11 protein-coding genes and 2 pseudogenes are annotated in these 25,641 nt (G+C 71.8%); 6 read left to right on the top strand and 7 right to left on the bottom strand.

What is annotated here, in order from left to right:
• The 4 genes and pseudogenes from ACFRMQ_RS16090 to ACFRMQ_RS16075 all read left to right on the top strand — a co-directional run.
• Window positions 1-100 (top strand): annotated as a pseudogene (locus ACFRMQ_RS16090) (IS481 family transposase); the annotation flags it as partial.
• Window positions 101-139: 39 nt separating this feature from the next.
• A pseudogene (locus tag ACFRMQ_RS16085) lies at window positions 140-690 on the top strand (DUF6928 family protein).
• A gap of 118 nt (window positions 691-808) precedes the next feature.
• Window positions 809-1,027, top strand: coding sequence for a hypothetical protein (locus ACFRMQ_RS16080; protein ID WP_380731074.1), 219 nt, complete (start codon window positions 809-811; stop codon window positions 1,025-1,027).
• Window positions 1,028-1,487: 460 nt separating this feature from the next.
• On the top strand, window positions 1,488-3,317 hold the full coding sequence (locus tag ACFRMQ_RS16075; protein WP_380731073.1) for a PE-PGRS family protein: 1,830 nt from the start codon (window positions 1,488-1,490) through the stop codon (window positions 3,315-3,317).
• Here the strand turns inward: ACFRMQ_RS16075 and ACFRMQ_RS16070 are convergent.
• Window positions 3,305-3,448 carry a hypothetical protein gene (locus ACFRMQ_RS16070; protein ID WP_380731072.1) on the bottom strand — a complete coding sequence of 48 codons (144 nt, stop codon included), beginning with the start codon at window positions 3,446-3,448 and terminating at the stop codon, window positions 3,305-3,307. The two genes, ACFRMQ_RS16075 and ACFRMQ_RS16070, sit on opposite strands and share 13 nt — an antisense overlap.
• 744 nt (window positions 3,449-4,192) lie before the next feature.
• On the opposite strand from ACFRMQ_RS16070, the gene ACFRMQ_RS16065 reads away from it, so the two are divergent.
• On the top strand, window positions 4,193-5,419 hold the full coding sequence (locus tag ACFRMQ_RS16065) for a cation:proton antiporter (RefSeq protein ID WP_380731071.1): 1,227 nt from the start codon (window positions 4,193-4,195) through the stop codon (window positions 5,417-5,419).
• Between the two features lie 261 nt (window positions 5,420-5,680).
• Here the strand turns inward: ACFRMQ_RS16065 and ACFRMQ_RS16060 are convergent, their stop codons facing one another.
• From ACFRMQ_RS16060 to ACFRMQ_RS16035, 6 genes are all read right to left on the bottom strand, one after another.
• The gene (locus ACFRMQ_RS16060) at window positions 5,681-6,532 is read right to left on the bottom strand and encodes a hypothetical protein (protein ID WP_380731070.1); all 852 of its coding nucleotides are present in this window, start codon (window positions 6,530-6,532) and stop codon (window positions 5,681-5,683) included.
• A complete protein-coding gene (locus ACFRMQ_RS16055) occupies window positions 6,529-7,737 on the bottom strand; it encodes an acetyl-CoA C-acetyltransferase (RefSeq protein WP_380731069.1) in 1,209 nt (402 codons plus the stop codon). Before ACFRMQ_RS16055 ends, ACFRMQ_RS16060 begins: the two co-directional genes overlap by 4 nt.
• Before the next feature lie 52 nt (window positions 7,738-7,789).
• Window positions 7,790-9,217, bottom strand: a complete 1,428-nt coding sequence (locus ACFRMQ_RS16050; RefSeq protein WP_380731068.1) for an MFS transporter — start codon at window positions 9,215-9,217, stop codon at window positions 7,790-7,792.
• Between the two features lie 12 nt (window positions 9,218-9,229).
• Window positions 9,230-10,537 (bottom strand): hypothetical protein, encoded by a 1,308-nt coding sequence (locus ACFRMQ_RS16045; RefSeq protein ID WP_380731067.1) that lies wholly within the window; start codon window positions 10,535-10,537, stop codon window positions 9,230-9,232.
• Window positions 10,538-10,623: 86 nt separating this feature from the next.
• Window positions 10,624-22,716, bottom strand: a complete 12,093-nt coding sequence (locus ACFRMQ_RS16040; RefSeq protein WP_380731066.1) for an amino acid adenylation domain-containing protein — start codon at window positions 22,714-22,716, stop codon at window positions 10,624-10,626.
• 197 nt (window positions 22,717-22,913) lie between these two features.
• Window positions 22,914-23,837 carry a helix-turn-helix transcriptional regulator gene (locus tag ACFRMQ_RS16035; RefSeq protein WP_380731065.1) on the bottom strand — a complete coding sequence of 308 codons (924 nt, stop codon included), beginning with the start codon at window positions 23,835-23,837 and terminating at the stop codon, window positions 22,914-22,916.
• Between the two features lie 16 nt (window positions 23,838-23,853).
• On the opposite strand from ACFRMQ_RS16035, the gene ACFRMQ_RS16030 reads away from it, so the two are divergent.
• Window positions 23,854-25,413, top strand: coding sequence for an MFS transporter (locus ACFRMQ_RS16030; RefSeq protein ID WP_380731064.1), 1,560 nt, complete (start codon window positions 23,854-23,856; stop codon window positions 25,411-25,413).
• Window positions 25,414-25,641 lie beyond the last annotated feature (228 nt).

The following is a 25,641-nucleotide window of genomic DNA, read 5'->3' as shown; positions in this document are numbered from 1 at the left end:
CGAGTGGCTCCACACCTACAATCACCACCGCGGACACACCGCACTCGCAGGCAAGCCACCCGCCAGCCGCGTCCCCAACCTCACGGGTCAGTACAACTAGCCTCCGGACGGTCGGGCCTACGCGGGAAGCCGGCCAGGGGTGGAGTTGGTCTGCGATCGACGTGTGATGGTCGATCTGCCGTCTCAACTGCCGGACGAACTGGTGACGGCAAGCGCGGTCGGCGGACGGTGCTGCACGCCATGCACAGCGCGGTCGACTGGCTGGCCTTCGGTGTGTGGGAGGACGGGCGTCTCATCCGCTCGCTGAGTCTGTTCTCGGACAGCGGGATCGTCGAGAACATCGGCGAGCCGCTGCCCTTCGAAGCACCCTACCGGGCCGGGGAGCGCCGTGCGGAGGTCGTCCCGTGGCCGGACGAGGATGACGAGCCGTACGCGCTGCCGTTTCACCTGTTGGAGATGGGCGAGGACGCACTGCGTGCGCTCTGCGGGTTCATCGTGGAAGGCCGCCCGGACCCCGGTGACGTGGATGCGGACGCCATCGGGCTCCACGGTTTCCTGGTGCGGGATCCGGCTGCTCCCGATCCCGCAGCGAAGGAGGCCGCGCTCAGGGCCGCAGCGGCGGCCATGGGGCCGCCGCGTACCTACGTGCTGGGCCCCGATGGCGCATTGATCAGGCGGGACGCTCCGTAGCCCATGGCACCACCGTGACCGAAGCACCGGCTGCGCGGAAGGAGTGACCGAGCCTGCACCTGTTTTCATACCTCGGCTGACCCTCGTCCCACCCTCGCAGCGCCACCGAAGGAACACGATGGCTGGCACCGGCATTGATGACCTGTCCAAGTACGAGTCCGGGACCGACCCATTTGCCGCGTCCGAGTTGGAGGCGATTTCCCGCTTCCGCGAAAATCTGTCCGACATCCCCGACATCCCCGACATCGCCTTCGAGCACGCCGACACCATGTGGTTCCTGGACCTGGACACGGACGTCTCCTCCCCGCTGTACCTGAACAGGGACGGGGATGAGTGAGCCACACGGGCGATGAGGAAGTCATCGACGCCGAGCTTCTGTTGGCCCACCGGCTTGACCGTCATCGACCAACCATAGAGCCGCCCGCTCTGGACGAGCGCCGGCTGCCGGCCGGTCCGTGGCCGTGGACGGATGACACCGAGACGGCGTGCTCGGTGTTCGACGGGCTGCGACTGCGGGGCAGGGTGAGCCGGCGGGGTAGGTGGACACGCGCCAGGCGTCGGCGGGCCCTTGAGCCCGGCCCGCCCGCCCGTGCCTGCCGTACGGGATGATGATCGCTATGACGGGTGGGCGGAGGACTGAACTGATCGAGCTGCTGCAGCGGGCTGGGCTGGAGCCGGTCGGGCACGGCCGGGTCTACGACGCAAGGCCGGTGGCGGTTGCCTGGAGGCCGGTGGCCGCGGGTGACGCCGAGCCGACGCTTGCCGTCCCCACCGATCACCCCGATCCGGTAGCCGAGTTGAACCGACAGTGGCATCGGCTGGCGGTCGAGCGCGGCGTGCTCGGTGTGGACGGGGAGTTCCTCGTCGGCGTCACCTCCCCTGACTTCGGGTGCCAGGAGTGGACCAGGGTGCGGCTGACCGAGCAGTGGGATCTGGCCGGGCACCTCGGCTCGAAGCCGGGCGCGCCGGAGTTCGTCGCGATGTCCCTGGACGGGGAGAGCGTGCTCGGCGCCACGACCGAGGAGTACGCGGTCTGGCTGATCGCCGTTGACCGGTTCACCGCCTGGCTGGAGACCTCGGCCCAGGCCCGAGCCGTCGAGGACCCGCAGGAGCGTCCGATGCTCTGGGACCGAGTGCTCCGGTGCAGGCCTGCCTCGGCGAGACTGCGCGCGCGGTGGCGCGACGGCCTCGCCAGAAGCTCTGTCATACCCACCGCGGTGCTGATCCGGCTCCTGGACGTCGACGAGTCAGAGCGGTTCCCGGCCTCCTGGCTGATCCACCGCGACCTCGACGACCAGGTGGTCGAGGCCTGGCTCAGCCACCCCGAGTGGCGGGTACGCAAGGCGCTGGCGGAGCGCTGGAAGCTCACCGCCGAACAGCGGGCCCGGCTCTTCGAGGATCCCGACCCCAACCACCGGTGGATCTTCATGACCTGCGCGGTCGACTACCGGATGGCGCTGACCGAGGCCACGTACGACCAGCTTGCGAGCGACCCCAGCGCCCGGGTGCGGGCCGAGCTGGCACTCCATCCCGACCTGCCGGCACAGCAGTTGGCCGGGCTTGCCGCCGACCCGGACCCGAAGGTGCGCTACGTGGCCGCGCCGCGCGCCTGGGTCGCTCTGGACGAGCCCGCCCGCACCGCGCTGCTGGCGGACCCGGACGCCGACGTACGGGCCGAGGCCGTGCTGCGGCAGCACGAGACCACTCCCCTGAGTGCGGCGGACTTCGCCGCGCTCCCCGCCGACCGGTACCGCGAGCGGGCCGCCGAGGCGTGCCTGCTGAGCCGCGAGCTGGCCGAGTCCCTGGTGCGCGGCGCCGACAGCCGGATGCGCAGCATCGTGGCCGGTAACCCGCTGCTCGCCCCCGAGCTTGTCGCGGTGCTCGCCGCGGACCTCGAGCACGAGGTCCGTTGGCCGGTCTCACTGCGGCTCGACCTCACCGAGGAGGAACGCGCCCGCATCCCGGTAGAGATCGCCCCGCAGATGCGGCACGCCCCGCTCAAGTGGGTCCTGGAGCTGCAGCACGACACGGACGCCATGCGCCGCTGCGCTGCCTCCGCCCATGTGCTGGTACGCCGCAGCGTGGCGTGCGCGACGAACCTCCCGACGGAGGTGGTCGACCAGCTCGCCCATGACGAGGACTACGCCGTACGGCTGCTTCTCGCCGAACACTGCGCCCAGGCCCCCGCCGAGGTGCTGCTGGAGATGTGGCAGACCTGGCAGGGCTATTCGGCGGCACGGCTGGTTGAGCACCCCAACTTCCCGCGGGAGCACACCCTTTCGCACGCCGGGAACCCGAACCCCGCGATGCGCCAACTCGCCCTGGACGACCCGGAGTCCACCGCCGAGCTGGCCGAGCGGTTCAGCCGCGACCCGGCTGACGCCGTCCGCCGCCGCGCCCTGCGCGACCCCCGGCTGTCCGCCGCCTCCGTGATCCGTCTACTGGACGACCCGCACGGCGGCATCCGTTCCGACGCGGCGGCCGACCCGCGCCTGCCCGTACGCGTTCTGATCGCCCTGCTGCACGACCCTGGCACGGCCGCCGATGCCGCCCGGAACCCGGCGATACCCGAAGCCGTGCTGCACCACCTGCTGCGCAGGCCGGAGGAGGAGCATCACAAGGCGTGAACTCGCTGGTCCGGTACGGGCGGGGCGAAGGACAGCCCGTTCTCGTCCAGGGCGTTGTCCACCGAGAGCCGGTCTGACCCGAATGCGAAGCTGACGGCCACCATCCGGACGCCGTAGGCCCTGACCTGCACGATTCGGACTGGTGAACATCGGTCAGACGCCCGTTCGACCGGGGGTCAAGGGGTCGCAGGTTCAAATCCTGTCGTCCCGACCAGCGTTTTCGCAGGTCGTAGGCCGTTCTTGTCGAAATGATAGGAACGGCCTTTTTCTTGGGTGATCGCATGCTTCGTTGAGCGCATGGCTCTCAGTCGCTTCGTGAGTGCGAGGGCGTGGTGGTTGTCGCGCGCGGACGAGACCCGATTGCTTGCCAGTGGGCTTTTGTCGGACCATCGCGCCTGATCCGTGGCCCTTCGGCCGAGGCCTGTCAATCTGGCGGAACCGAAGCCGACTTGAGTGATCCGCCCGGGTCATGGCACTCCCGCGTCAGCGTGATCGGGATGGTATGCCGACGGGGAAGATGGTCTGATGGTGAATCAGGAGCCTTGGGGGGGCGGTCGGAGCGACTCCATGGTCGCGATGTCGAACGAGGCGCATCGTCACGCCCCCGTCTCGCGCTCCTGGCCGGCCCATCCGGGCTGGGGCCCCCTCCTGGTGTGAAGTGCCTGACCCGGTACGGCCTTTCGCGCACTCGTTCGATGACAGGAATGAAATCGACCAGTTCTTCGATTCTCTCGGCGCGCTGGTGCGGGTGGTGGCATGGTGATGGTCGTGCCGCAGACGAGTGCAGACGTCCCTGAAGGGGCGCCGGCGTGGCGGTGGCGCCGCTGGAGGCGCGGAGGCCGCGCCGTCCGGACCGCTACCCGAGGAGGCGGAGCATGACCAGTTCCCAGATCCAGCTGGCGTTCGTCGACCTGGCGCTGATCTTCCTCCTGGCTCAAGGGCTGGGCCGCCTCGCGGCGCTGTTGAGACAGCCGCCGGTGATCGGCGAGATCGTCGCCGGCGTGCTGCTCGGCCCCACGCTGTTCCACGGGCAGCTCGCCGCGACGCTCTTCCCGGCCGACGTGCGGCCACTGCTGACCGGGGTGGCCGACCTCGGAGTCGCCCTGTTCATGTTCCTGGTCGGCCTGGAGCTGGAGACCGCCGTGCTGCGCGGCCGGGGCCGGACGGTCCTCGGCGCCGCGGTCGGTTCCACCGCGATCCCGTTCGTGCTCGGGGTCCTGCTGGCCGTCGGCGCGCTCCGTTCCCACCAGGGGCAGCACGGTGCCGCCTTCGTGGTCTTCATCGGCCTCTCGGTGTCGGTCACCGCCTTTCCGGTGATGGCGCGCATCCTGGCCGACCGGGGCCTGCACGGGACCGCGCTCAGCGGCATAGCGCTGTCGGCGGCGGCCGTGGTCGACGTCCTCGCCTGGGTCGCGCTGGCGGGGGTCCAGGTCGCCGTGAGCGGTGGCACGCACCGCTGGCAGATGCTGCTCCTGGTGCCCTATCTGCTGGTGATGCTGCTGGTGGTCCGGCCGCTGTGGGGGCGGCTGGCGCCCGGGCGGTTGCCGTTCACCGTCGTGGTCGCCGGGGCACTGCTCTCGGCGGCGGCCACCGAGGCGATGGGCATGCACTTCATCTTCGGCGCCTTCCTGTTCGGCGCGGTGATTCCGCGCGGCGGCCCGCCCGAGCGGCGCGCCGAACTCCATGAGCGGACCAGCCGGATCACCGCCCTGCTGATGCCGGTGTACTTCGTGGTCGCCGGCTTCCAGGTCGACCTGGGCGCGCTGGGCCTCACCGAACTCGGCACCTTCGGCCTGATCCTGCTCACGGCCGCGCTGGGCAAGATCGGCGGCACGTACCTCGGTGTCCGCAGTCAGGGCGTGCCGTCGCGGCCCGCCACCGCTCTCGCGGTGCTGATGAACACCCGGGGTCTGACGGAGCTGGTGATCCTGGGCGTCGGCCTCCAACTCGGCCTGCTGGACGGTGAGCTGTACTCGCAGATGGTGCTGATGGCGCTGGTCACCACGGCCGCGACGGGCCCGCTGATCGCCCGCATCCGCCTTCGCCCGGTCGAGGTCCAGGAGCTCGCGGCCCGCGAGGAGGAGGCGGTGAGGGCGCGGTGAGGGCGCGGTGGGCCGGAGTGTGACTGCCGCGACCGCGGCGGCCCCGGTGCGGCGGCTTCTCGTGACCACCGGCCGTCCGGCGATGACGCGGCTGTGCGCATGCGATCCGTGATCAACGCCTGATCCCCGCCCACCTTCATGAACACGTCATGAAGGTGGGCGGGGATCATCCCGCGCCGCGATCGATCCACGCTTCGAGTACCCCGGCCCAGGCCGCCCCCGCCCCACGGCGAGAGCGGACGGCGCGGCCGGAACGGGGTCTCAGGCCTCGCTGCCCGCGAGCAGGGTGAACAGGGGCGCCAGGCCGGAGTCGCGGACCGAACGCGCCAGCGGGGCGAGTTCCGCGCAGATCCCGTTCACGCCCTCCTCGCCCAGCACGGACAGGCCTCCCGACCAGGACAGCTCGTCCGTCCGCTGCTCCACCGTGTCGCGCAGTTCCCGGCCCGCGGTGGTGAGGGCGCCGGAATCGGCGTCCAGCAGGCCGCGGGCGACCAGCGTTTCGGCCGCCTCGGACCACTCCTGCGGTGTCCAGCCCCGCAGCTCGCGCATCAGCTCGTGCTGACCGAGGTCGGCGACGAGCAGGTGATGGGACTGGAGCCCGGTGACGCCGGCGGTGACCCAGGCGGCCAGGTGCCCGTCGCCGCGATGTTCCCGCACCGTGCTGGCGAGCTGCCACAGGGCCGCGACCGGGTCGTCCGGGAGCGGGAGAGCGGCGTTGGCGGCGCCGAGCGGGCGTCCGGTCGTGTCGAGAGCCGACGGCAGTCCGGCCAGCCGTGCGACCAGCGGCCCGGCGATCTCCTCGGTGACGCCGGCCTCCCGGAGCAGCTCGCCCGCGAGGGCGTTCCGGCGCTCGACGCACAGCGCCGGAGGCACCAGCGCCCACGCGGCGGGGACGGCCTTGCCCACCATCTCCGGCGCGAAGCCACCGAAGGCGGCGGCCACCGTCGCGGCGTCCACCGCGCCGAGCGGAGCCGCGCGGAAGGCGATCAGGGTCATCCAGAATCCCCGGAGGCCGAGTTCCTTCCCGACGGTCCGGGTGTGCTCCACCGACAGCGCCGGCTGGTAGAGCGCTTCCAGGCTGTGCCAGAGCCGCCGTGCCGGGTGCGCGCTCACGCGTCCACCGTCTCCGGGACGCGGACGATCAGGGCGGAACCCTGGCCGCCGCCACCGCACAGCGCCGCGGCGCCGACGCCGCCGCCGCGGCGCTTGAGTTCGAGCGCGAGCGTGAGCACGAGGCGGGCACCGGACATGCCGAGCGGGTGCCCGAGGGCGAGCGCGCCGCCGTTGACGTTGACCTTCGCCTCGATGTCCTCGTCACGGAGCCCGAGTTCGCGCGCGGAGTGCAGGCCGACCGCCGCGAACGCCTCGTTGATCTCGATGAGGTCCAGGTCGTCGACCGACAGGTTCTCCTTGCCCAGCGCGTGCCTGATCGCGTTGGACGGCTGCGACAGCAGGGAGTTGTCCGGACCGGCCACGTTGCCGTGGGCGCCGATCTCGGCCAGCCACTCGAGGCCGAGTTCCTCGGCCTTGGCCTTGCTCATCACGACGACGGCGCACGCGCCGTCGGAGATCTGCGAGGCCGAACCGGCGGTGATGGTGCCGTCCGCGCCGAACGCGGGGCGGAGCCTCGCCAGTGCCTCGGCCGTGGTGTCCGGCCGCACGCCCTCGTCGGTGTCGACCAGGACCGTATCGCCCTTGCGCCGCGGGACCTCGACCGGCACGATCTCCTCGGCGAAACGGCCGCTGCTGGTCGCGGCGGCGGCGCGCTGGTGCGAGCGCGCGGAGAACGCGTCCTGGTCCTCGCGGGAGATGCCGGCCTTCGCGCTGTGCACGTCGGTCAGCGCGCCCATGAGGACCTGGTCGAAGGGATCGGTGAGACCGTCGTGCGCCGTGACGTCCAGCATCTCGACCGGCCCGAACTTGGTGCCGGAGCGGGAGCCGGGCAGCACGTGCGGGGCGTTGGTCATCGACTCCATGCCGCCCGCGACCACGATGTCGTACTCGCCCAGGCGGATCAGCTGGTCGGCCAGGGCGATCGCGTCCAGACCCGACAGGCACACCTTGTTGACGGTCAGGGACGGCACGCTCATCGGGATGCCGGCCCGGACCGCGGCCTGGCGCGACGGGATCTGCCCCTGACCGGCCTGCAGCGCCTGACCCATGATCACGTACTGCACCGCCTCCGGCGCGAGGCCCGCGCGTTCGAGCGCCGCCTTGATCGCCAGGCCGCCGAGGTCGACCCCGGATAAGTCCTTCAGCGAGCCCAGCAGCCGGCCCATCGGCGTGCGCACTCCACCGACGATGACAGAGCCTGACATGTTTCTCCCATGCAACGACGACTGATGTCCTCTGAATTATTGGACCTGACGGTCAGCTGGTCGACCCCCCGGGGGTGTTGTTCGCGTGAGGCAGGCCCAGCGCGATCAGGGCTCCGAGCACCCCCGTGGCGGCCATCACCAGCGCGGTGACGAAGCCGGCGTGCGGGGCGTCGGACGGAGCGCGCATGAGGTTCAGGAGCACCGAACCGAAGACCGCGACGCCGATGACCTGGCCGAGCTGCATCACCGTGGTCAGCACGCCGCTGGCGTCGGCCGCGTTGGCCGGTGGCACCTTCCAGAGCGCGATGGTGAACAGCGGGCTGAACGCCGACCCCATGCCGAGGCCGAAGAGCAGGATGCAGATCTCCATCCAGACGGAGATGTGACCGGTGTCCATGGCGAAGGCGAGACCGGTCAGCGCCAGCATGGTGAGCAACAGACCTGCCGAGGGCAGCAGGCGGTGCCATCTGGCGGGCAGCTTGCGCCAGTTCATGCTGGCGAAGCCGAAGGCGCACGCGCTGGGCAGGAACACCAGCCCCGCGGCCAGCGCGCCGTGGCTCAGGCCGGTCTGCACGAAGAACGCGATCAGGAAGAGGATGGCGCCGTAGTTCGCGGTCGCGGCGAGCAGCGCCAGGGCGCCCGCCACCAGGCCGGGCGCGCGCAGCAGCTCGCCGTGGACCAGCGGTGAACCGCCGGTCCGGCTCGACCGGTTCTCGACCCAGGCGAAGGCCAGCGTGAAGATCACGCACAGCGCCAGGCTCACCCACGTCCACGCGGGCCAGTCCAGCTCGTGCCCGAGGACCAGCGGCAGCACCAGCGCGATCACGGCGAGGGACAGCGTGGCCACACCCGGCAGGTCGAGCTTGCGGGCCGGATTGCCGGAGTCCTTCGGCAGCGTGCGGGCTCCGGCGATCAGCAGCACCAGACCGACGGGCACGTTGACCAGGAACACCGGCCGCCAGCCGCTGCCGAGGATGTCGGCGCTGACCAGGACACCGCCGGCGATCTGGCCGACGATCGCGCCGCCGGCGATCACCGTGGCGTAGGCGCTGAGCGCCTTGGCCCGAGCGGCGCCCGCGAAGTTCAGCTGGATGAGGCTGAGCACCTGCGGCACCATCAACGCGGCCCCGGCTCCCTGGACGAGCCGGAAGACGATCAGTGCCACGGCCGTCCACGCCACGCCGCAGGCGAGCGACGCCGCCGTGAAGACGGCGGCCCCGGCGAGGAACATCTTCCTGCGGCCGACGAGGTCGCCGAGCCGGGCTCCGGTGATCAGCAGGACGGCGTAGGTGATGATGTAGCCGGCGACGACGAGTTGCAGCTCGGCGCCGTTGGCGTGCAGGTCGGTGCCGATGCTCGGCGCCGCCACGTTGGCGATGGCGACGTCGAGGATCGCGATGAAGACCCCGGTCAGCAGAACGGCGAGGAGTCCGCGCGACGACGTCTCGGCCGGCGCGGCCACTGTTGTGTTGTTGGACATCGCGGAGTCCCCCTACCGCGCGAGTGCCTGGAGGCGCTGCTTCGCGCGTTCGGGCAGGACGTACTCCCCGTCTCGTTCGATCTGGTCGTACAGCCGCTCCACGCGCTCGTAGTGAGCGTCGAGGTTCTGGTCCAGCAGGTGGTGCTCGGACTTGTTGTACACACCGAACTGAAGGTCGGTCATCAGCCCGAACGGGTTGATGTGGTCGGTGTGCCGGGTGCCGAACACGAGGTACAGGAACTCGTCGATGTCCTCGTAACCCAGTGTGGTCAGCAGGAAGTCGATGGAGTCCCGCTTGCGGGCGATCTGGTAGTCGCGCTCGTCCGGGTCGACGATGAAGTCGAGGCCGCTGGACATGCCCGCCGGGTAGTGCACCTTGTTGAAGCAGCGGAAGTCGATCGTCAGGCGGTCCTGCGGCGAACCGGGCAGCGTGCCGTCACCGTGGGCCCGGTAGTTGTCGAAGACCAGGGCGTCACCGACCCGCGAGTCGCAGTAGTAGCCGGGGGACGGCGTGTCGGCGTACCGCTTCTCCCAGTACTTGGCCATCAGGAAGTCGCGCACGGTCGGCAGGTCGATCTCGGAGAGCTTGCCCTCCAGGAACAGGTAGAGGGCCTTGTCGACGGCGGCCTTCTCCTCCTTGTCCACGCCGTATTCCATGATCTTCTCGTACGCGAACTGCAGGTTCGGCGCCTCGACCTCGGCCTCTTCGAAGATCACGAAGGGCTGCCGGTCGAGCGGGGTCGGCGTCACCGCGGTGTGGAAGCTGCGGTACTCGGTCGGGAAGCCGAGCCGCTTCTTCACCAGCGACGGGATCTGCAGCGCGATGCCGCTGGCCGAGTGGGTGCCGTAGGAGCGCTTGTTCGCGGTGACCACGAAGGCGTTGACCACCGCGGTCTCGACCTCGGGGAAGTGCTTGTGGACGATCCCCTGGTTCAGGTCGTAGAAGCGTTTGGCCGACGGTATGAAGAGCACGCAGTTCTCGAACATCGTCGACAGCGGGAAGTAGCTGCCGACCGACGCCTCGGCGAAGCTCTCCTGGATGACGGCCTGGCACCGCAGCTGCCGGGCCAGGTTGTCGGCGAGGCCGTCGTCGAGGTTCATCTGCTCGACGACGGTGGGGGTCGTGTCCGGACGGAAGCAGCTGGGGTTGAGGACGCGCTTCGGTGGCAGCCGCGACTCCACCTCCCCGGCGTCCACCGGGTACTTGTCCAGAACCGGCATCAACTTCTCGGCGTGCGCGCCGGCGGACGTGTGCAGGAACGTCCCGCTGGGCTGGTAGGTGCCCGTCATGACGGGTTCCCGCTCGGATTCTGCACTCATGCGTTCCACTCTCCTGTCGATCCGGTGTCGCTCCGGGGCCGGTGGAGCCGCCCGCGCCGGGGCGGCTCCACCCGTGCCTGGTGTCGTCAGGCCCCGACGGGGCCGTTCTTCTTGGCGCCCGCCTCGTCGGAGGCGATGATGCGCTGGACGTACCTCTCGACGAACCGTTCGTCGAGGGGCGCCGCGGGATGGTCGTCGCCGCCCAGCACGTGCTCGCCGGCGAGACCGGCCCCGAACGTGAGCGTCAGGATGTCCGGCGTCAGTCCGTCCACGAGTGTGGCGATCCGGGCCAGCGCGCTCGTGGTGTCCGCGGCCGCGAAGGCCAGGGCCCGCTGCTTCCACTCGTCGAACGGCACCAGCTCGCCGGTGCCCGTCACCGCGCCGACCATCTCGAAGAAGCGGTTGAAGCTCGGCGCCCCGGCGTTGACGAAGTCGTAGTCCCGGCCGATGCGGTCCCGCTCGTCGAGCATGATCGCGGTGACGGTCCGGGACAGGTGGTCGACCGGCAGGACGGCCGCGAGACCGGCGCCCGTGCTCGGGAAGCACCCCAGGGCCATGCTGCCGGCGACCAGGTTGTGCAGGAAGTCGCCGCGGTCGAGCCGGAAGTGGCCCGTCGCGGCGGACGGCCCCACGAACGGCAGCCGGTACACCGAGGCCTTGGCACCGCGCCAGCGTGCCGCGGTCACCATCTGCTCCGCCATCCACTTGGAGGTGACGTAGCCGTACTCCATCTCGTCCGGCGAGACCTCGTACCCGAGGTGGCGCGGCAGGGTCCCGAAGGTCGACATGACGTGCACCGACTTGCCGCGGCCCGTCGACGCCAGCCGCAGGGCCTCGTGCACACCGACCACGTTCGGGCCGATGTACTCGCCCAGGGGCCGCATCCAGTCCACGAGGGCGCCGGAGTGGCACACCGCGTCGACCTCGTCGGCGAGCCGGTCGAACTCCTCGACCGTCAGCCCGAACAGCGGCTGGGACAGGTCGCCGACCACCGGACGCAGCAGCGACGCGAAGTCGTCCTGCCACATGCCGTAGCTCGACAGCACACCGGTCAGCCGCCGCTTGGCGCTCTCCTGGTCATCGGCCCGCACCAGGCAGTGCGTGGCGACACCGGCGGCCAGCAGCTCGCGCAGGAGGAAGGCGCCGACGAAGCCCGTGGCGCCGGTGAGGAACACGGACTCCGGACGCCCCAGATCGCCCCGGCAGTTGTCGAACCGCAGCGTCGGGTCCAGGTAGCCCTTGCGCACCGGCGCCATGTCGGGACCGGCCGCGTCGTCCGTGTCCGCCGCGCCGGCCGGCCCGGCGGTGTCCTCGGCGGTGGAGACGACCGCCTCCGACGGCCCGTCCAGGCCGCGCTCCAGCAGTTTCTCCAGCAGGAACTGAGCCAGCGACTTCAGGTTCGGACGATCGAACGCGATCTTCGCCGGCAGCGCGAGGCCGGTCATGTCCGAGAGCTGGTTGCGCATCAGGACGGCGGTCAGCGAGTCGATGCCGAGGTCCTGCAGTGGCAGGCCCGGGTCCACGTCGTTCATCGAGGCGAAGCCCAGCGTCCTGGCCACGCCCTCGCGGACCATGTCCAGCACGGCCGACTCCTGCTCCGCCGGAGCGGTCTGGCCGAGCACCTTGCGCAGAGCCGCACCGCCGTCGCCCTTGGCGCGTGAGCCGCTGCCACCGCGAGTGCTCAACAGCGAGCGCAGCAGCGGGGGCACACCGCCCTGGTCCTGGTAGTAGCTCTGGAGCCCGGTGAGGTCCAGCGCGGCCGCCACGGTCAGCGGGCGGCCACTGCGCACCGTCTCCTCCAGCAGCTCCAGGCCGTCCTGCGGAGAGAGCGCGTCCATGCCGGTGCGGCTGATCCGGGCCCGGTCCCGTTCGCTGAGCGTCGCGGCCATGCCCTCGCCGTCCCACGGCCCCCAGGCCACCGAGGTGGCCGGCAGGCCCTGGGCCCGGCGCAGGTACGCGAGCGAGTCCAGGAAGGCGTTGGCCGCCGCGTAGTTGCCCTGGCCCGGCGCCCCCAGGACGTCGGAGATCGAGGAGAAGAGCAGGAAGAAGTCCAGGTCGACGTCCTGCGTCAGCCGGTGCAGGTGCCAGGCCCCGTCCACCTTCGGTGAGAAGACGGTGTCCAGCCGTTCGGGCGTCAGCGCCGACAGGGCGCCGTCGTCGAGCACACCGGCCGCGTGGACCACACCGCGCAGCGGGCGGTCGGCGTCGAACAGGGCCAGCACCGAGGCCATGCCGTCCGCGTCGGCGGAGTCGGCGGCCACCACCGTGGCGGTGGCGCCGAGCTCCTTCAGGCGGGCCACCAGCGCGTCCGCGCCAGGGGTGTCCGGGCCGCGCCGCGAGGTGAGCACGAGGTCGCGCACCCCGTGGGTGTCCGCCAGCCAGGTGGCGACCTGCCCGCCCAGGCCCCCGACGCCACCGGTGATCAGCACCGATCCGCCCGGCCGGATGAACTCCTTCTGCTCGGTGGGCGTCAGCACCACCTTGCCCACGTGCCGTGCCTGGGCCATGAAGCGCAGCGCGTCGGACGTGGCCGTCATCGGGAAGGCGCGCAGCGGCAGCGGCGTGAGCTTGCCCGCCGCGAACAGCTCGGCCAGCGACACGAGCATCGCGTGCATCCGGTCCGGACTGGCCTCGAGCAGGTGGTAGACCCGGTACTTCACGCCGGGGTGGTTCTCGTCCACCCACGACTGTTCCCGCAGGTCGATCTTGCCGAGTTCCAGGAAGCGTCCGCCCTCGCCCAGCATGCCGAGGCTCGCGTCGATGAACGCGTCGGCGAGCGAGTTCAGGACGACGTCGAAGCCGCGTCCGGGCGCGGTGCGGCCGAACGACTCGACGAAGCCCAGGTCGCGGGAGGACGCGAGGTGGTCGTCGTCCAGCCCCATCCCGCGCAGTGTCGCCCACTTCGGCTCGCTGGCGGTGCCGTACACCTCGGCGCCGTGCAGCCGTGCCAGCTGGACGGCCGCCATGCCGACGCCGCCCGCCGCGGAGTGGACCAGCACCCGCTCGCCGGGCTTCAGCGAGGCCAGGTCGTGCAGGCCGAACCACGCCGACAGGAACGCCATCGGGATGGTCGCGGCCTCCTCGAACGTGAGGTTCTCCGGGACACGGACGACCCAGCGCGCGTCGGTGACGACCTCCGCGGCGAACGACCCCTGGCCGAGGCCCAGCACCCGGTCGCCCACCCGGACGTCCTTGACGCCGGCCCCGACCTCGGTGACCACTCCGGAGAACTCCATGCCGAACACCGGGAGTTCGACCATTCCGAGCGCGTTGAGCACGTCCAGGAAGTTCACCCCGGCGGCCTTCACATCGGCCCTGATCATGCCCGCCGCCAGCGGCTTCGGGGTCACCCGGCGCACCGAGAGCGGCTGGTCCAGACGGCCCTTGGCGGCGATCTCCAGCTGCCAGCGGCCCTCCGGCGGCAGGGTCAGCTCGCCCGAGGCGCCGACCCGTTCGAGGTGGGGGACGAGGACCTCGCCGTGCCGCAGCACGCACTCCGGTTCGTCGGAGAGCATCAGCGCCGGGGCGAGAGCGGCCAGATCGGCGTCCTCGTCGCCGAGGTCGAGCAGGCGCAGCGCGAGGTCGGGGTGCTCGCTGCGGGCGGTGCGCATCAGGCCCCACAGCGGTCCCGCGCCGAGCCCGGAGGCCATGTCGTCGGCGTTGACGCCCACCGCGCGGCGGGTCAGCCACACCAGCGGCGGCGCGAACCCGGTCTCGGCCGCGGTGTGGAGCTGGCCGAGCGCCGCGGCGGACAGCGTGTGCGCCCCGGCCAGGGTGTCCTTGCCGGCGTCCCACAGGCAGATGACGCCGTCGAGCTCCTCGGCCTCCTCCAGGTCGCCCACCTTGAACGCCTGGACACCGGCCCGGCTCAGCGCCCTCTTCACCTCTGCCGCCCAGGGCACGTCACCGCCCGGCGACAGCAGACCCCAGGAACCGCCGACCTCCGCCGTCTCGGTGCCGGCCGGCCGCCAGTTCACCTCGAAGCGGAGCCGGTCCACGCCCTCCGCGGCCAGCCTTCGCAGCACCGCGCGGTCGACCCGCCGGGCGTGCATCCGCTCCAGCCGGCCGACGTTCTCGCCGGCGGAGTCGAAGAGGTCCAGGGACGCGTGGAACTCGCCGTCGCCCATCTCGAACTCGGCGACCCGGACCCACACTTCCGCCAGGCCCTTCTCCCGTATCGACAGCCGTTCCGCCTCGAACGGCACGAGCACGTCCTCGGGGTTCGTGTTCCGCATCCGCATGCTGAAGAGCTGCGACTGCATCGCCGAGTCCAGCAGGGCCGGGTGCAGGACGTAGCCGCGGGCGGTGTGCGCGGCCTCCTCGGGCAGGGCCGCCCGGGCCCACACCACCCCGTCGGCCTGCCACGCCTCCTGGATGCCCCGGAACACCGGGCCGAACTCGTAGCCGAGGGTGTCCAGTTCGGCGTAGAGCGCGGATGTGTCGAGACGCTCGGCACCCGGCGGCGGCAGCACCACGGCGCCCGCCGTGACGGGCTTCGCGGGCACGATCCGGCCCTCGGCGTGCAGCAGCCACTCGCCGTCCCTGCGGTCCGGCGCGCTGTACACCTGGACCGGCCGGGAGCCCTCGGACTCCTCTCCCACGACGACCTGCAGGCGGGCGGGCGCACCGCCGGCGAACACCATCGGGTACAGGAAGTCGACGTCGGCCACGTCCCATTCGCCGGGTGCGGTGGCGTCGGCGGCCGAGCGCATCGCCTCGATGTACGCGGTGCCGGGCATCAGGACGGTGCCCATGATCTGGTGGTCCTGCACCCACGCCGGCTCTTCGGGCGCCACCACGGTCGTGAACACGGCCGTCTCGGTGCCGGCGATCCGTACGGCGCCGCCCAGCAACGGGTGGTCGGTGTCGTCCAGACCCGCGCCGACCGAGCGTGGCGTCGACGGCTCGAACCAGAAGCGCTCACGCTGGAAGGCGTAGGTGGGCAGGGTGACCCGTTCGCCGCCGGCGGGCTCGAACCAGCTCTGCCAGTCGACCGGGACGCCCCTCACGTGCAGCTCGGCGAGGCTGAGCCGGACGACGGCGGAGCCGTCCTTGTCCGCGCTCAGCGACGGCAGCCACGCGACGTCGGTCTCGTCGGCCAGGCACGCCACGCCCATGCCGGAGAGCACCGGCCGCGGACCGAGCTCCAGGAAGGTGGTGACGCCCTCGCGGTGCAGGGCCGCGATGCCGTCGGCGAAGCGCACCGCGTGGCGCACCTGGCGCACCCAGTAGGAGGCCTGTTCGAGCTCGCCCGGCGCGGCCGGAGCTCCGGTGAGACCGCTGACCAGCGGGATCGTCGGGGGACGGTACGTCACGGTCTCGGCGACCGCCTGGAAGCCGGACAGCATGGCGTCCATGTGGTGGGAGTGGAACGCGTGCGACACCGTCAGTTCCCTGACCCGGCGTTCCCGGTCGGCGAAGTGCGCCACCAGGGCCCGCACGGCGTCGGTGTCACCGGAGACGACGGTCTGTGTCGGGGTGTTGAGGCCGGCCAGGTCGATCGTGGCGGCCAGGTCCAGCTCCCGCACGGCGGCCTCGACCTCGGCGGCGCCGGCCTCGATCGAGGCCATCGCGCCGCGACTGGGCAGCGCCTGCATCAGGCGGCCCCGGGCGGCCACCAGACGGGACGCGTCGGCCAGGTCGAAGACGCCGGCGACGTGCGCGGCGGCGAGCTCACCGATGCTGTGGCCCAGGAGCAGCTGCGGCCGCACGCCCCAGCTCTCCCACAGCCGCCACAGCGCCACCTCCAGCGCGAAGAGGGCCGGCTGGGTGAAGTCGGTCCGGTCGAGCAGCGCGGCGTCGGCGGTCCCTTCCTCGGCCCACATGACGTCGAGCAGCGGACGGTCCAGTTCGGTGAAGTGGGCGACGATCTCGTCGAGCGCGTCGCGGAACACCGGATGGGTCTCGTACAGATCCCGCCCCATGCCGACCAGTTGACTGCCCTGCCCGGTGAACAGCAGGGCCAGGCGCTGCTCCTGGGCACTGTCACCGGTCCGCGCGGCGCCGGGCGGGGTCTCCCCGCTGCGGGCGAAGGAGCCGAGTCTGTCCAGCAGTTCGGACCTGTCCTTCGCCATCACCACGAGCCGCTTGCGGAAGTGGCTGCGGGTGGTGGCCAGCGAATGCGCCAGGTCGATGAGCCGGTCCTGGATGTTCATGCCCACGTACTGGTGCAGCGCCTCGGCCTGCGCGCGCAGGGCGGTGTCGGTGGACCCGGACACCACGAACGGCAGCGTCGACGGGGGCTGCGCCGCGGGCCCGTCCGACGGGAGGGGAGCCGGCGGCTCCTCCACGATGACGTGTGCGTTGGTGCCGCCGATGCCGAACGAGCTCACGCCGGCGCGGCGCGGCCGTTCCTTGGGCAGCCACGGCTGCGGCTCCCGGGCCAGGGCCATGTTCGCGCCCTCCCAGTCGACGTCCGGGGTGGCTTCGGAGACGTGCAGGGTGCGCGGGATCACGTTGTGCCGCATGGACAGGACGACCTTCATCACACCGGCCAGGCCGGCGGCCGCCTGGGTGTGGCTGAGGTTCGACTTGACCGAGCCGACCCACAGCGGTTCGTCGGGGTGGCTGCCGCCGAAGACCTCGCCGAGGGCGGTGCCCTCGATGGGGTCGCCGAGGCGGGTGCCGGTGCCGTGGGCCTCCAGGTAGTCGATGTCCTTCGGCTGGAGCCCGGACGCGCCGAGGGCCGCGCGGATGACCTTCTGCTGAGCGGGTCCGCTGGGCGTGGTCAGGCTCGCCGCGTGGCCGTCGTGGTTGACGGCGGTGCCGCGCAGGACGGCATGGATGGTGTCGCCGTCGCGTTGCGCGTCGGAGAGCCGCTTCAGGATGACGACGGCGACGCCCTCGCTCCACCCGGTTCCGTCGTTGTCGGCGGAGAACGACCGGCACAGTCCGTCGGGCGACATCCCGCGCAGCCGGCTGAACTCGACGTTCATGTTGGACGTGAGCAGGATGGTCGCGCCACCGGAGACGGCCAGGTCGCACTCGCCGTCACGCAGCGCGTTGGCGGCGAGGTGAGTGGTCACCAGGGACGACGAGCAGGCCGTGTCGATCGTGATGGTCGGGCCTTCGAGGCCGAACACGTGGGAGATCCGGCCGGACGCGGTCGCGAGCGCGGAGCCCGTACCCACGTAGCCGTCCAGGTCGGCGATGGAACCGCCGGTGGTGATGCCGTACTCCTGGTACGAGGAGTTCTTGCCGACGCCGATGTACGTGGCGGTCTGGCTCCCGCGCAGCCGGTCGAGCGTGTAGCCCGCGCGTTCGAACGCCTCCCACGTCGTCTCCAGCATCAGCCGCTGGAGCGGATCCATCGCGTGCGCCTCGCGCGGCGCGATGCCGAAGAACGACGCGTCGAACATGTCGATCGGCGTGGCGAGGAAGCCGCCGCGGCGTGTCACCGACTTGCCGCGCACGTCCGGGTCGGGGTCGTAGATCGCGTCGGCGTCCCATCGGCCGGCGGGCACCTCGCTGATGCCGTCGGCCCCGCGCTCCAGCAGGTCCCACAACTCGTCCGGGCTGCTCACGTCGCCGGGGAGCCGGCAGGCCATGCCGACGATGGCGATGGGCTCGTCCTCCGCCCGGCGGCTCGGCGGGATCCGCGTCGGGCCGGTCCGGACGCCGGTGAGGTGCGCCGCCAGGGCCTTGACGGTGAAGTGCTCGAAGAGCTTGGCCGAGGAGATCGGCCGGCCCAGCACCTTCTCCAGCCGGGTCTGGACGCGGACCACGCGCAGGGAGTCGCCGCCGATCTCGAAGAAGTTCTGGTTGACGCCGATGCGGTCGTGGCCCAGGACGTCCGACCAGATCGCGAGGATGTCCCGCTCCAGCTCGTTGGCGGGCTTGGCGATGGCTCCGGCGTCGGCGACCGGGCTCGGCAGGGCGTTGCGGTCGATCTTGCCGTTGGGGGTGAGCGGGAACTCGTCGAGTTCGACGAAGAACGTCGGCACCATGTACGCGGGCAGCCGCTCGGCCAGCCAGGGGCGCAGGAGGCGGCCCATCGGCTCCTTGGCCGGCTCGCCCGCCGCCGGCACGTTCGCGTACCGGGCCAGCGTGGCGCGGTCGGCGGCGGCGGCCGGGCGCAGGCTCAGGTCCGGCGTCAGGCCCGGCTGCCAGAACACCGCGTCGAACGTCCACTTGTCACCGGAGCGGCTGGGGAGCAGCGCGCACTCCAGCCCGGCCTCCTGGGCGATCTCGGTGAGGTCACGGGGATCCACCGGGAGGGCGTACGGTTCCGTCGCCTCGCTGAGCGCCCCGACGCGGTCGGGCACCTCGGCGAGCCGGCCGTTGGGCACGTCGGTCAGGCGCAGCGGCCCGCCGTCGAGGCCGGCGAGCAGCGCGGGCAGGGCCGCGAGCTCGATCGACTCGGTCCGCCAGTCGTGCTCGGTGGCGGCGGCGTGGGCCCGCGGGTCGCCGCCGACGTGGATCGTCACGTCGTAGCGGTAGCGGGTCATCTCGTTGACGTGCCGGCTGTTGCGCAGCATGACGTCGACGCGGGTGATCTGCGGGAAGAGGGAGGGGAGGTCGGCGAAGTAGTCGGGCGCGACGACCAGTTCGCGCTCGGCCCGCACCGCGCGTTCGACGCGGCGGGCCACCTCGTCGAGCGCGAGGTCGTCGTGGCGGAACTGGATCACGTCGGCGTGGAACAGGCGCAGCAGCGACAGGTCGCGGATGTCACCGAGGAACACCCGTCCGTCCGTCACCGCGGTGGTCGCCCACTCCAGCACCGAGGTCAGGTAGTCGACGCTCGGGAAGTACTGGGCCACCGAGTTGACGATCACGGTGTCGAAGGAGCCGGCGGCCACGGCCGGCAGGTCGTGCGCCGGGCGGTGCTCGCACGTGACGTTCGGCAGCGACCGCAGGTGGTCCCGGGTGACCTCGACGGCCTGGGCCGAGGCGTCCACCGCGTGGTACGCGGTGCAGTGCGGCGCGACGGCGAACATCATCAGGCCGGTGCCGAAGCCGACCTCGAACACGCGCTGGGGTGCGTAGGACAGGATGCGGTCGACGGAGCCGCGCTGCCAGTCGCGCATCTCGGCCGCGGAGAACGGCAGGCCGTCGTAGCTGTTGCGCCAGCCGGCCAGGTTGAAGGTGGCGTCGTCGGCGTCGGACTCGTAGGCGCGGTCCCAGGCTCCGGCCCATTCGGCCAGGGCGGTGCGCTGCACCTCCTCGTCGTGGGCGGACTCGGTGGGCGCGGTGGCCTCGCGGACGCAGTAGGCGACCAGTTGCTCGTCGCGGCCGACGACGACCGCGCGGGCGATGTCGTCGTGGGCGGTCAGCGTGGCCTCGATGTCGCCCAGTTCGATGCGGTAGCCGCGGAGCTTCAGCTGGCTGTCGTCGCGGCCGAGCACGCGCAGCGCGTCGGGTGCGACGAACCGGGCCAGGTCGCCGGTGCGGTAGAGCGTGCTGCCGGCGCGGAACGGGTCGGGGACGAAGCGGTCCTGGGTCTGCTCGGGGGCGGCGTGGTAGCCGTGTGCCACACCGGCTCCGCCGATGCACAGTTCTCCGGAGAAGCCGGGCGGCACCGGTGCGAGGTTCTCGTCCAGGACGTAGAGCCGGGTGTTGGCCACCGGCCGGCCGATGACGACATCGCCTTCCGGCTCCACCCGCCAGACGCTGGACCAGACGGTGGTCTCGGTGGGCCCGTACATGTTCCAGACGGCGTCGCCGCAGCCGAGCAGACGGTCGGCCAGCGCGCGCGGCAGGGCCTCGCCCCCGCAGAGGATCTTGCCCAGGCGCGGATCGCCCTGCCAGCCCGCGTCCAGCAGCAGCTGCCAGGTCGCCGGCGTGCCCTGCATCATCGTGATCCCGTGGCGCTCCATCAGGCCGATCAGCGCGTTCGCGTCGACCGTCTCGTGGGCCTGGGCGATGACCGTGGCGGCCCCGCTGAGCAGCGGCAGGAACAGTTCCAGGACGGCGATGTCGAAGGAGATGGTGGTGACCGCCAGCAGCCGGTCGGTCTCGGCGCAGCCGGGCTCCCGGCGCATGGACTCCAGCAGGTTGCACAGCGCGCCGTGGCTGATCTCCACGCCCTTGGGCGTGCCGGAGGTGCCGGAGGTGTAGATGACGTAGGCGAGGTCGTCGGCCTGGACCTCGACGCCCGGGTCGGTGGCGTCGCCGTCGGCACGCGCGTCGGCGGCGTCCGTGACGCTCAGGCAGCGCGTCGACCACTCGGCGAGGTTGGCGGGTCCCGCGGCCGCGGTGAGGATGATCCGGGGGTCGGCGTCGTCGATCACCTGGCGGATGCGTTCCGCCGGGAACGCCGGGTCGACCGGCACGTAGGCGGCACCCGTCTTCAGCGCCGCCAGCACGGCCACGACGACGTCGGTCGAGCGGTCCAGCCCGATGCCGACCAGGTCGCCGCGGCCGATGCCGCGCTCGATCAGCGTGTGCGCGACACGGTTCGCCCGACTGTTCAGCTCGCCGTAGGTCAGCCGTGTGTCGGCGCAGATCAGCGCGAGGTCGTCGGTGTGGCGCTCGGCGGCCCGCTCGAAGAGCGTGTGCAGGCGGTGGCCGAGGACGGTGTCGTCGTCGGTGGCGTTGAAGGCTTCGGTCGACGACGCGCGCTCCGACGCCGAGAGGATGTCGACGGACGCCAGGGTCTCGTCGGCCAGCCCGGGTACGCGGTCGCACCAGCCGCCGATCTGCGCGGCCAGGCGGGCGACGTCGCCGCGGGCCAGCCGCCGGGGGTCGAAGTGGAACTCGACCGTCTCGCCGTCGGGCCGGACGACCAGGTTCAGCGCCGGGCGCCGGCCGTCCGCGGGCTCCGCCGCGTCGGCCCACGAGATCATCACGTCGGGTGTCAGGTCGCCGGCGTCCCACAGCCGGCGCAGCGTCTCGTCCCGTCCGATCTGGTCACGGCGCAGCCACCCCTTCTCCTGCCCGAGGCGGAACTCCTCGGCGACCGCCCGGAGGTTGTCGGCGATCGTCCGGCCGGGGTCGACGGTGGCGCGCAGCGGCAGCCAGGCGGCGAACAGGTCCCGGTAGCCGGGGTCGATCCCGTCGCGGGGCGCGGCGACGGCGAGGGTGACGTCGTGGGTCGCGGCCGCCCGGCTCAGGTACGTGCTCACCAGGCCGGCCAGGGCGGACACTCCGCCGGGAGCGGCGCAGCGCGCGACGACGGGAGAGGCGTCCTGCTCGGTGCCGGAGGCCGGCGGTGTGAAGGGCAGGCGGAAGGGGTGGGCGTCGGCGCCAAGGCGCCCGCGCCAGTGAGCGGCGGCCTTCGATGCCCGGGTGCCGGTCTCGGTGATGCCGTCCCGGAGCGCGTCGCCGGGTGCCAGGAGGATCAGGCCGGTCCGGACCGCGTTGTCCGTCCGGAGAGCGTCCACGTCGACGGGCTCGCCCTCCGGCGTGCTCAGCCGGATCAGGCGAACGGCACCGGTGGCCGTGGCCACGGTCAGACCGTCCGCGTCGCAGGTCAGCACCTCGCCGGGCGCGGCACCGGGGGACGCCACGCCGACGTGTGCCTCGCGGACGGCGAGAACGCGCCCGTTGACGTTCACCTTGGGCCACACGAGCGGGCAGCCGAACAGCCCGTGGTCGGTCGCCCGGACCATGGCGACGATGTCCTCGGCCTCGTGGGCCCAGTCGATCAGGCCCTCGGCGGCGAACTGCGTGTGCCGGGAGAAGTAGCGGCGCGCGGACAGGTCCTGGGGGACGGCGGCCTCACGTCCCTCGGCGAGGTCGCCGATCAGTTCGGCCACGCTCGCGACTGCCGCCTCGTCGCACTTCACGCCCAGCGACAGCGCGGTCTCGTCGGGCTCGACCGGCACCGGCACCCGCTTGAGGATGTCGCCGCCGTCGACCAGCTCGCCGATCCGGTGCCAGGTGATGGCGTAGTCGCTCTCACGGTTGGCGACGGCCCAGGAGGGTGCGTTCAGGCCGGCGTACTCGGGCAGCGGGCCGTAGTGGTAGTTGACGCTCGTCCCGCGCGCGCATGCCAGCAGCGCCTCGGGGATCAGGGCGTCGTTCCCGATGCTGAGGAGCACGTCGCACGACAGCCGGGCCGGGTCGGCAAGCGCGTCATGGAGGTCGTGGTGGCCGATTCCGGACTTGACGGCCCAGGCGCGGACCACGGCGTCGCCGGTCACCACCGCCCGGATCCGGTGCCCTGCCGACAGCAGTTCCTCACCACAGCGAGCGAGGACACCACCTCTACCGATCAGAACCACGTTCAGAGTCCGCATTGCTGTTCCCCCTTCGGTTTCAGTTCCCCCCGGAGCGGCGTCTCAGAGCGATCAACATCGTCGACGCGTGGTCATACTGTTTCAGTATTTGATACTCGTCAAGAAGATTTTCTTCCAAGGCCGGTGGTGTTCTTGTCGATTGACGCCACGTCAGTCAAGGGGAACCGTCGGGGGATCCGCGACCGCGGCGCGCGGCCTCAGTCCTCGCCGCGAACCCGTTCGTACAGCGTGGTCATCCGCTCCCGGGTGGTCTCGTCCGACGGCGTGTACGTCACCAGCTGCGGTCCGACGCGCGGGCCCAGCCACAGCCGGGTGTAGTCGAAGGTCATCAGGCCCAGGTCGGCGGTGAGGAACCTGGTGGTGGGCTGGTCCGGCTGCAGCACCTCGTGCCGGTCCCACACCTCGCAGAACTCCGGCGACTCCCGCTGGAGCCTCGCCACCAGGCCCTTCCACAGCGGGTCGGTCATGTGCTCGACCATCGCCGCGCGGTAGTTCGCCACCACCTTGGTCACCGCCTCCTGGTCGACGACGCCCTCGCGCCAGGCGGGGTAGAGGAAGCCGAGCACCAGGAAGTTCCGGTCCTCCGGAGGGACTTGGTCGAGGTCGATGACGAGGTTGCCGTACGTGCGGTTGTACGCCAGCACGTCGAAGCGGCTGTTGATCACCGCGGCCGGATAGGGCTCCAGCCGGCGCAGTATCGTCTCGATCACGGGTGAGAGCGCCGGACACTGCGAGTCGGCACGCGGATCGGCCACGCCGGCGAGCGCGAACAGATGGGTGCGCTCGGCCGAGTCCAGGAGCAGCGCCCTGGCGATCGAGTCGGCGACCTGTCCGGAGACCTGGATGCCCCGGGCCTGCTCCAGCCAGGTGTACCAGGTGACCCCGACCACGGCGAGCTGGGCGACCTCCTCGCGGCGCAGCCCCGGTGTGCGGCGCCTGCGGCCCGGCGGCAGGCCCACCTGCTCCGGGGTGATGCGCTCGCGCCGGCTTCGCAGGAAGGACGCCAACTCGGCCCTGCGGACTTCGGGTTCGGGCGCTTCGGCCCCGCCGCCCGCCCCGTTCCCGCTGGTCCGAGGGCTGCGCGCGGCGGCCTGGGGCACGCTCACCGGACTGTGCGTCATACGTCCAGGGTGCCGTATGCCTCAGCCCGTTGCCAGGTACTTTTTATACCAGGATGAAGACACTCAGGAGACACTCTGGTACCAGGCTAACGAGACCGGGATCTTAGACGTCGTGAGTGAATCGACTGCGCCGCCCCGTCCTCCCGTCCCCCTTTCCACTACCCCGGTCCGGCCGCTTGAACACACTTCCGCAGCAACCGAGTTGAGCCCGCTCGGGCTGTTCACCGTACTGCTCGGTGCCGCGCTGCCGCTCATCGACTTCTTCATCGTCAACGTCGCCCTGCACACCATCGACCAGGATCTCCAGGCGGGCCCCGCCCTGCTCGAACTCGTCGTCGCGGGCTACGGCGTCGCGTACGCCGTACTCCTCGTCCTGGGGGGCCGCCTCGGCGACACGGTCGGACGCCGCCGGCTCTTCCTGGCCGGCATGGCCGCCTTCGGCCTCACCTCGCTCGCCTGCGGTCTGGCCCCCGACGCCTGGACGCTGGTCGGGGCCCGGGTCGCCCAGGGCGCCGCGGCCGCGCTGATGATGCCTCAGGTGCTCGCCACCATCCAGTCCACCACCCAGGGGCCGCGCAAGGCGCGGGCGATGGGCCTCTACGGTGCCACGATCGGGCTCTCCATGGTGGCGGGGCAGATCCTCGGCGGTGTGCTCGTCGCGGCCGACATCGCGGGCACGAGCTGGCGTGCGGTGTTCCTGGTGAACGTGCCGGTCGCCCTGCTCGGTCTGATCCTCGCGGTGCGCTCCGTCCCGGAGACCCGCGGCGCGCAGCCCGCGTCGGTGGACGTACCGGGCACGCTGCTCCTCGGCGCCTCCCTGATCACCCTGCTGCTGCCGTTGACCGAGGGCCGGGCGGCGGGCTGGCCGCTGTGGACCTGGGTCATGCTGGCGCTGTTCCCCGTCTCCGTGACCGCCTTCTGCCGGGTCGAGTTGCGCGCCGACCGGGCGGGCCGGACTCCGCTGGTACCGCCGAGCCTGTTCCGATCGGTACCGCTGCGCAGGGGGCTCGGGCTGATCCTGCCGCTCATGCTCGGCTTCAGCGGCTTCATGTTCGTGTTCGCCGTGGCGTTGCAGCAGGGGCTGCGGATGGGGCCCGTCGAGGCGGGGCTCGCCCTGATGCCGATGGCGGTGGCGTTCTTCGCCGGCTCCCTGGTGGGACCGCGGCTGACCGCACGGTTCGGCAGCCGGGTCGTGCCGGCCGGCGGGCTGATCCAGGCGGTGGGCGTCGCGCTGGTCGCGGGGGCGGTCTGGCGGAACTGGCCGGGGCTCGGCATCGCCGACCTGGCCCCCGGGGTCGCGCTCGCCGGACTCGGCACCTCACTGCAACAGCCGACGCTCTTTCGCATCGTGCTCTCGGACGTGCCCGCGCACCGGGCCGGTGTGGGCAGCGGCGTCATGATCACCACCCAGCAGTCGGCCCTGGCACTCGGGGTGGCGACGCTCGGCTCGCTGTTCCTCGCGCTGCTGCCCGGCTCGGGGATGCGGGACGCCCTGCTGATCACGCTGCTCGTCCAGCTGGGCACGGTCGTGCTGACGGTGCTGCTGAGCCTGCGACTGCCGCGCACGGCGGTCTGAGGGCGCGGGGCCCGCGGACGGGGGGACAGGGCGAAGGCCCGCCCCCGTGCCGGGGCCGGCGCCGCACGGCGCGTGGGAGTCCACCGGCTCCGGGGGAGCGGCATCCGGCACCTGGAACGGCCGCTTGCCGGGCCGTGCGTCCTGGTGCCGTCGTGATGCCCGCCTTCGGCGGGGCGGTGGGGCGGGGCGGTGAGGCGGGGCGGTGGGGCCAACAGGACGCGGCGGACC

Source organism: Kitasatospora sp. NPDC056783, from assembly GCF_042789895.1.
Classification (GTDB): Bacteria; Actinomycetota; Actinomycetes; order Streptomycetales; family Streptomycetaceae; genus Kitasatospora.
This window is presented reverse-complemented; position numbering and strand designations above follow the sequence as displayed.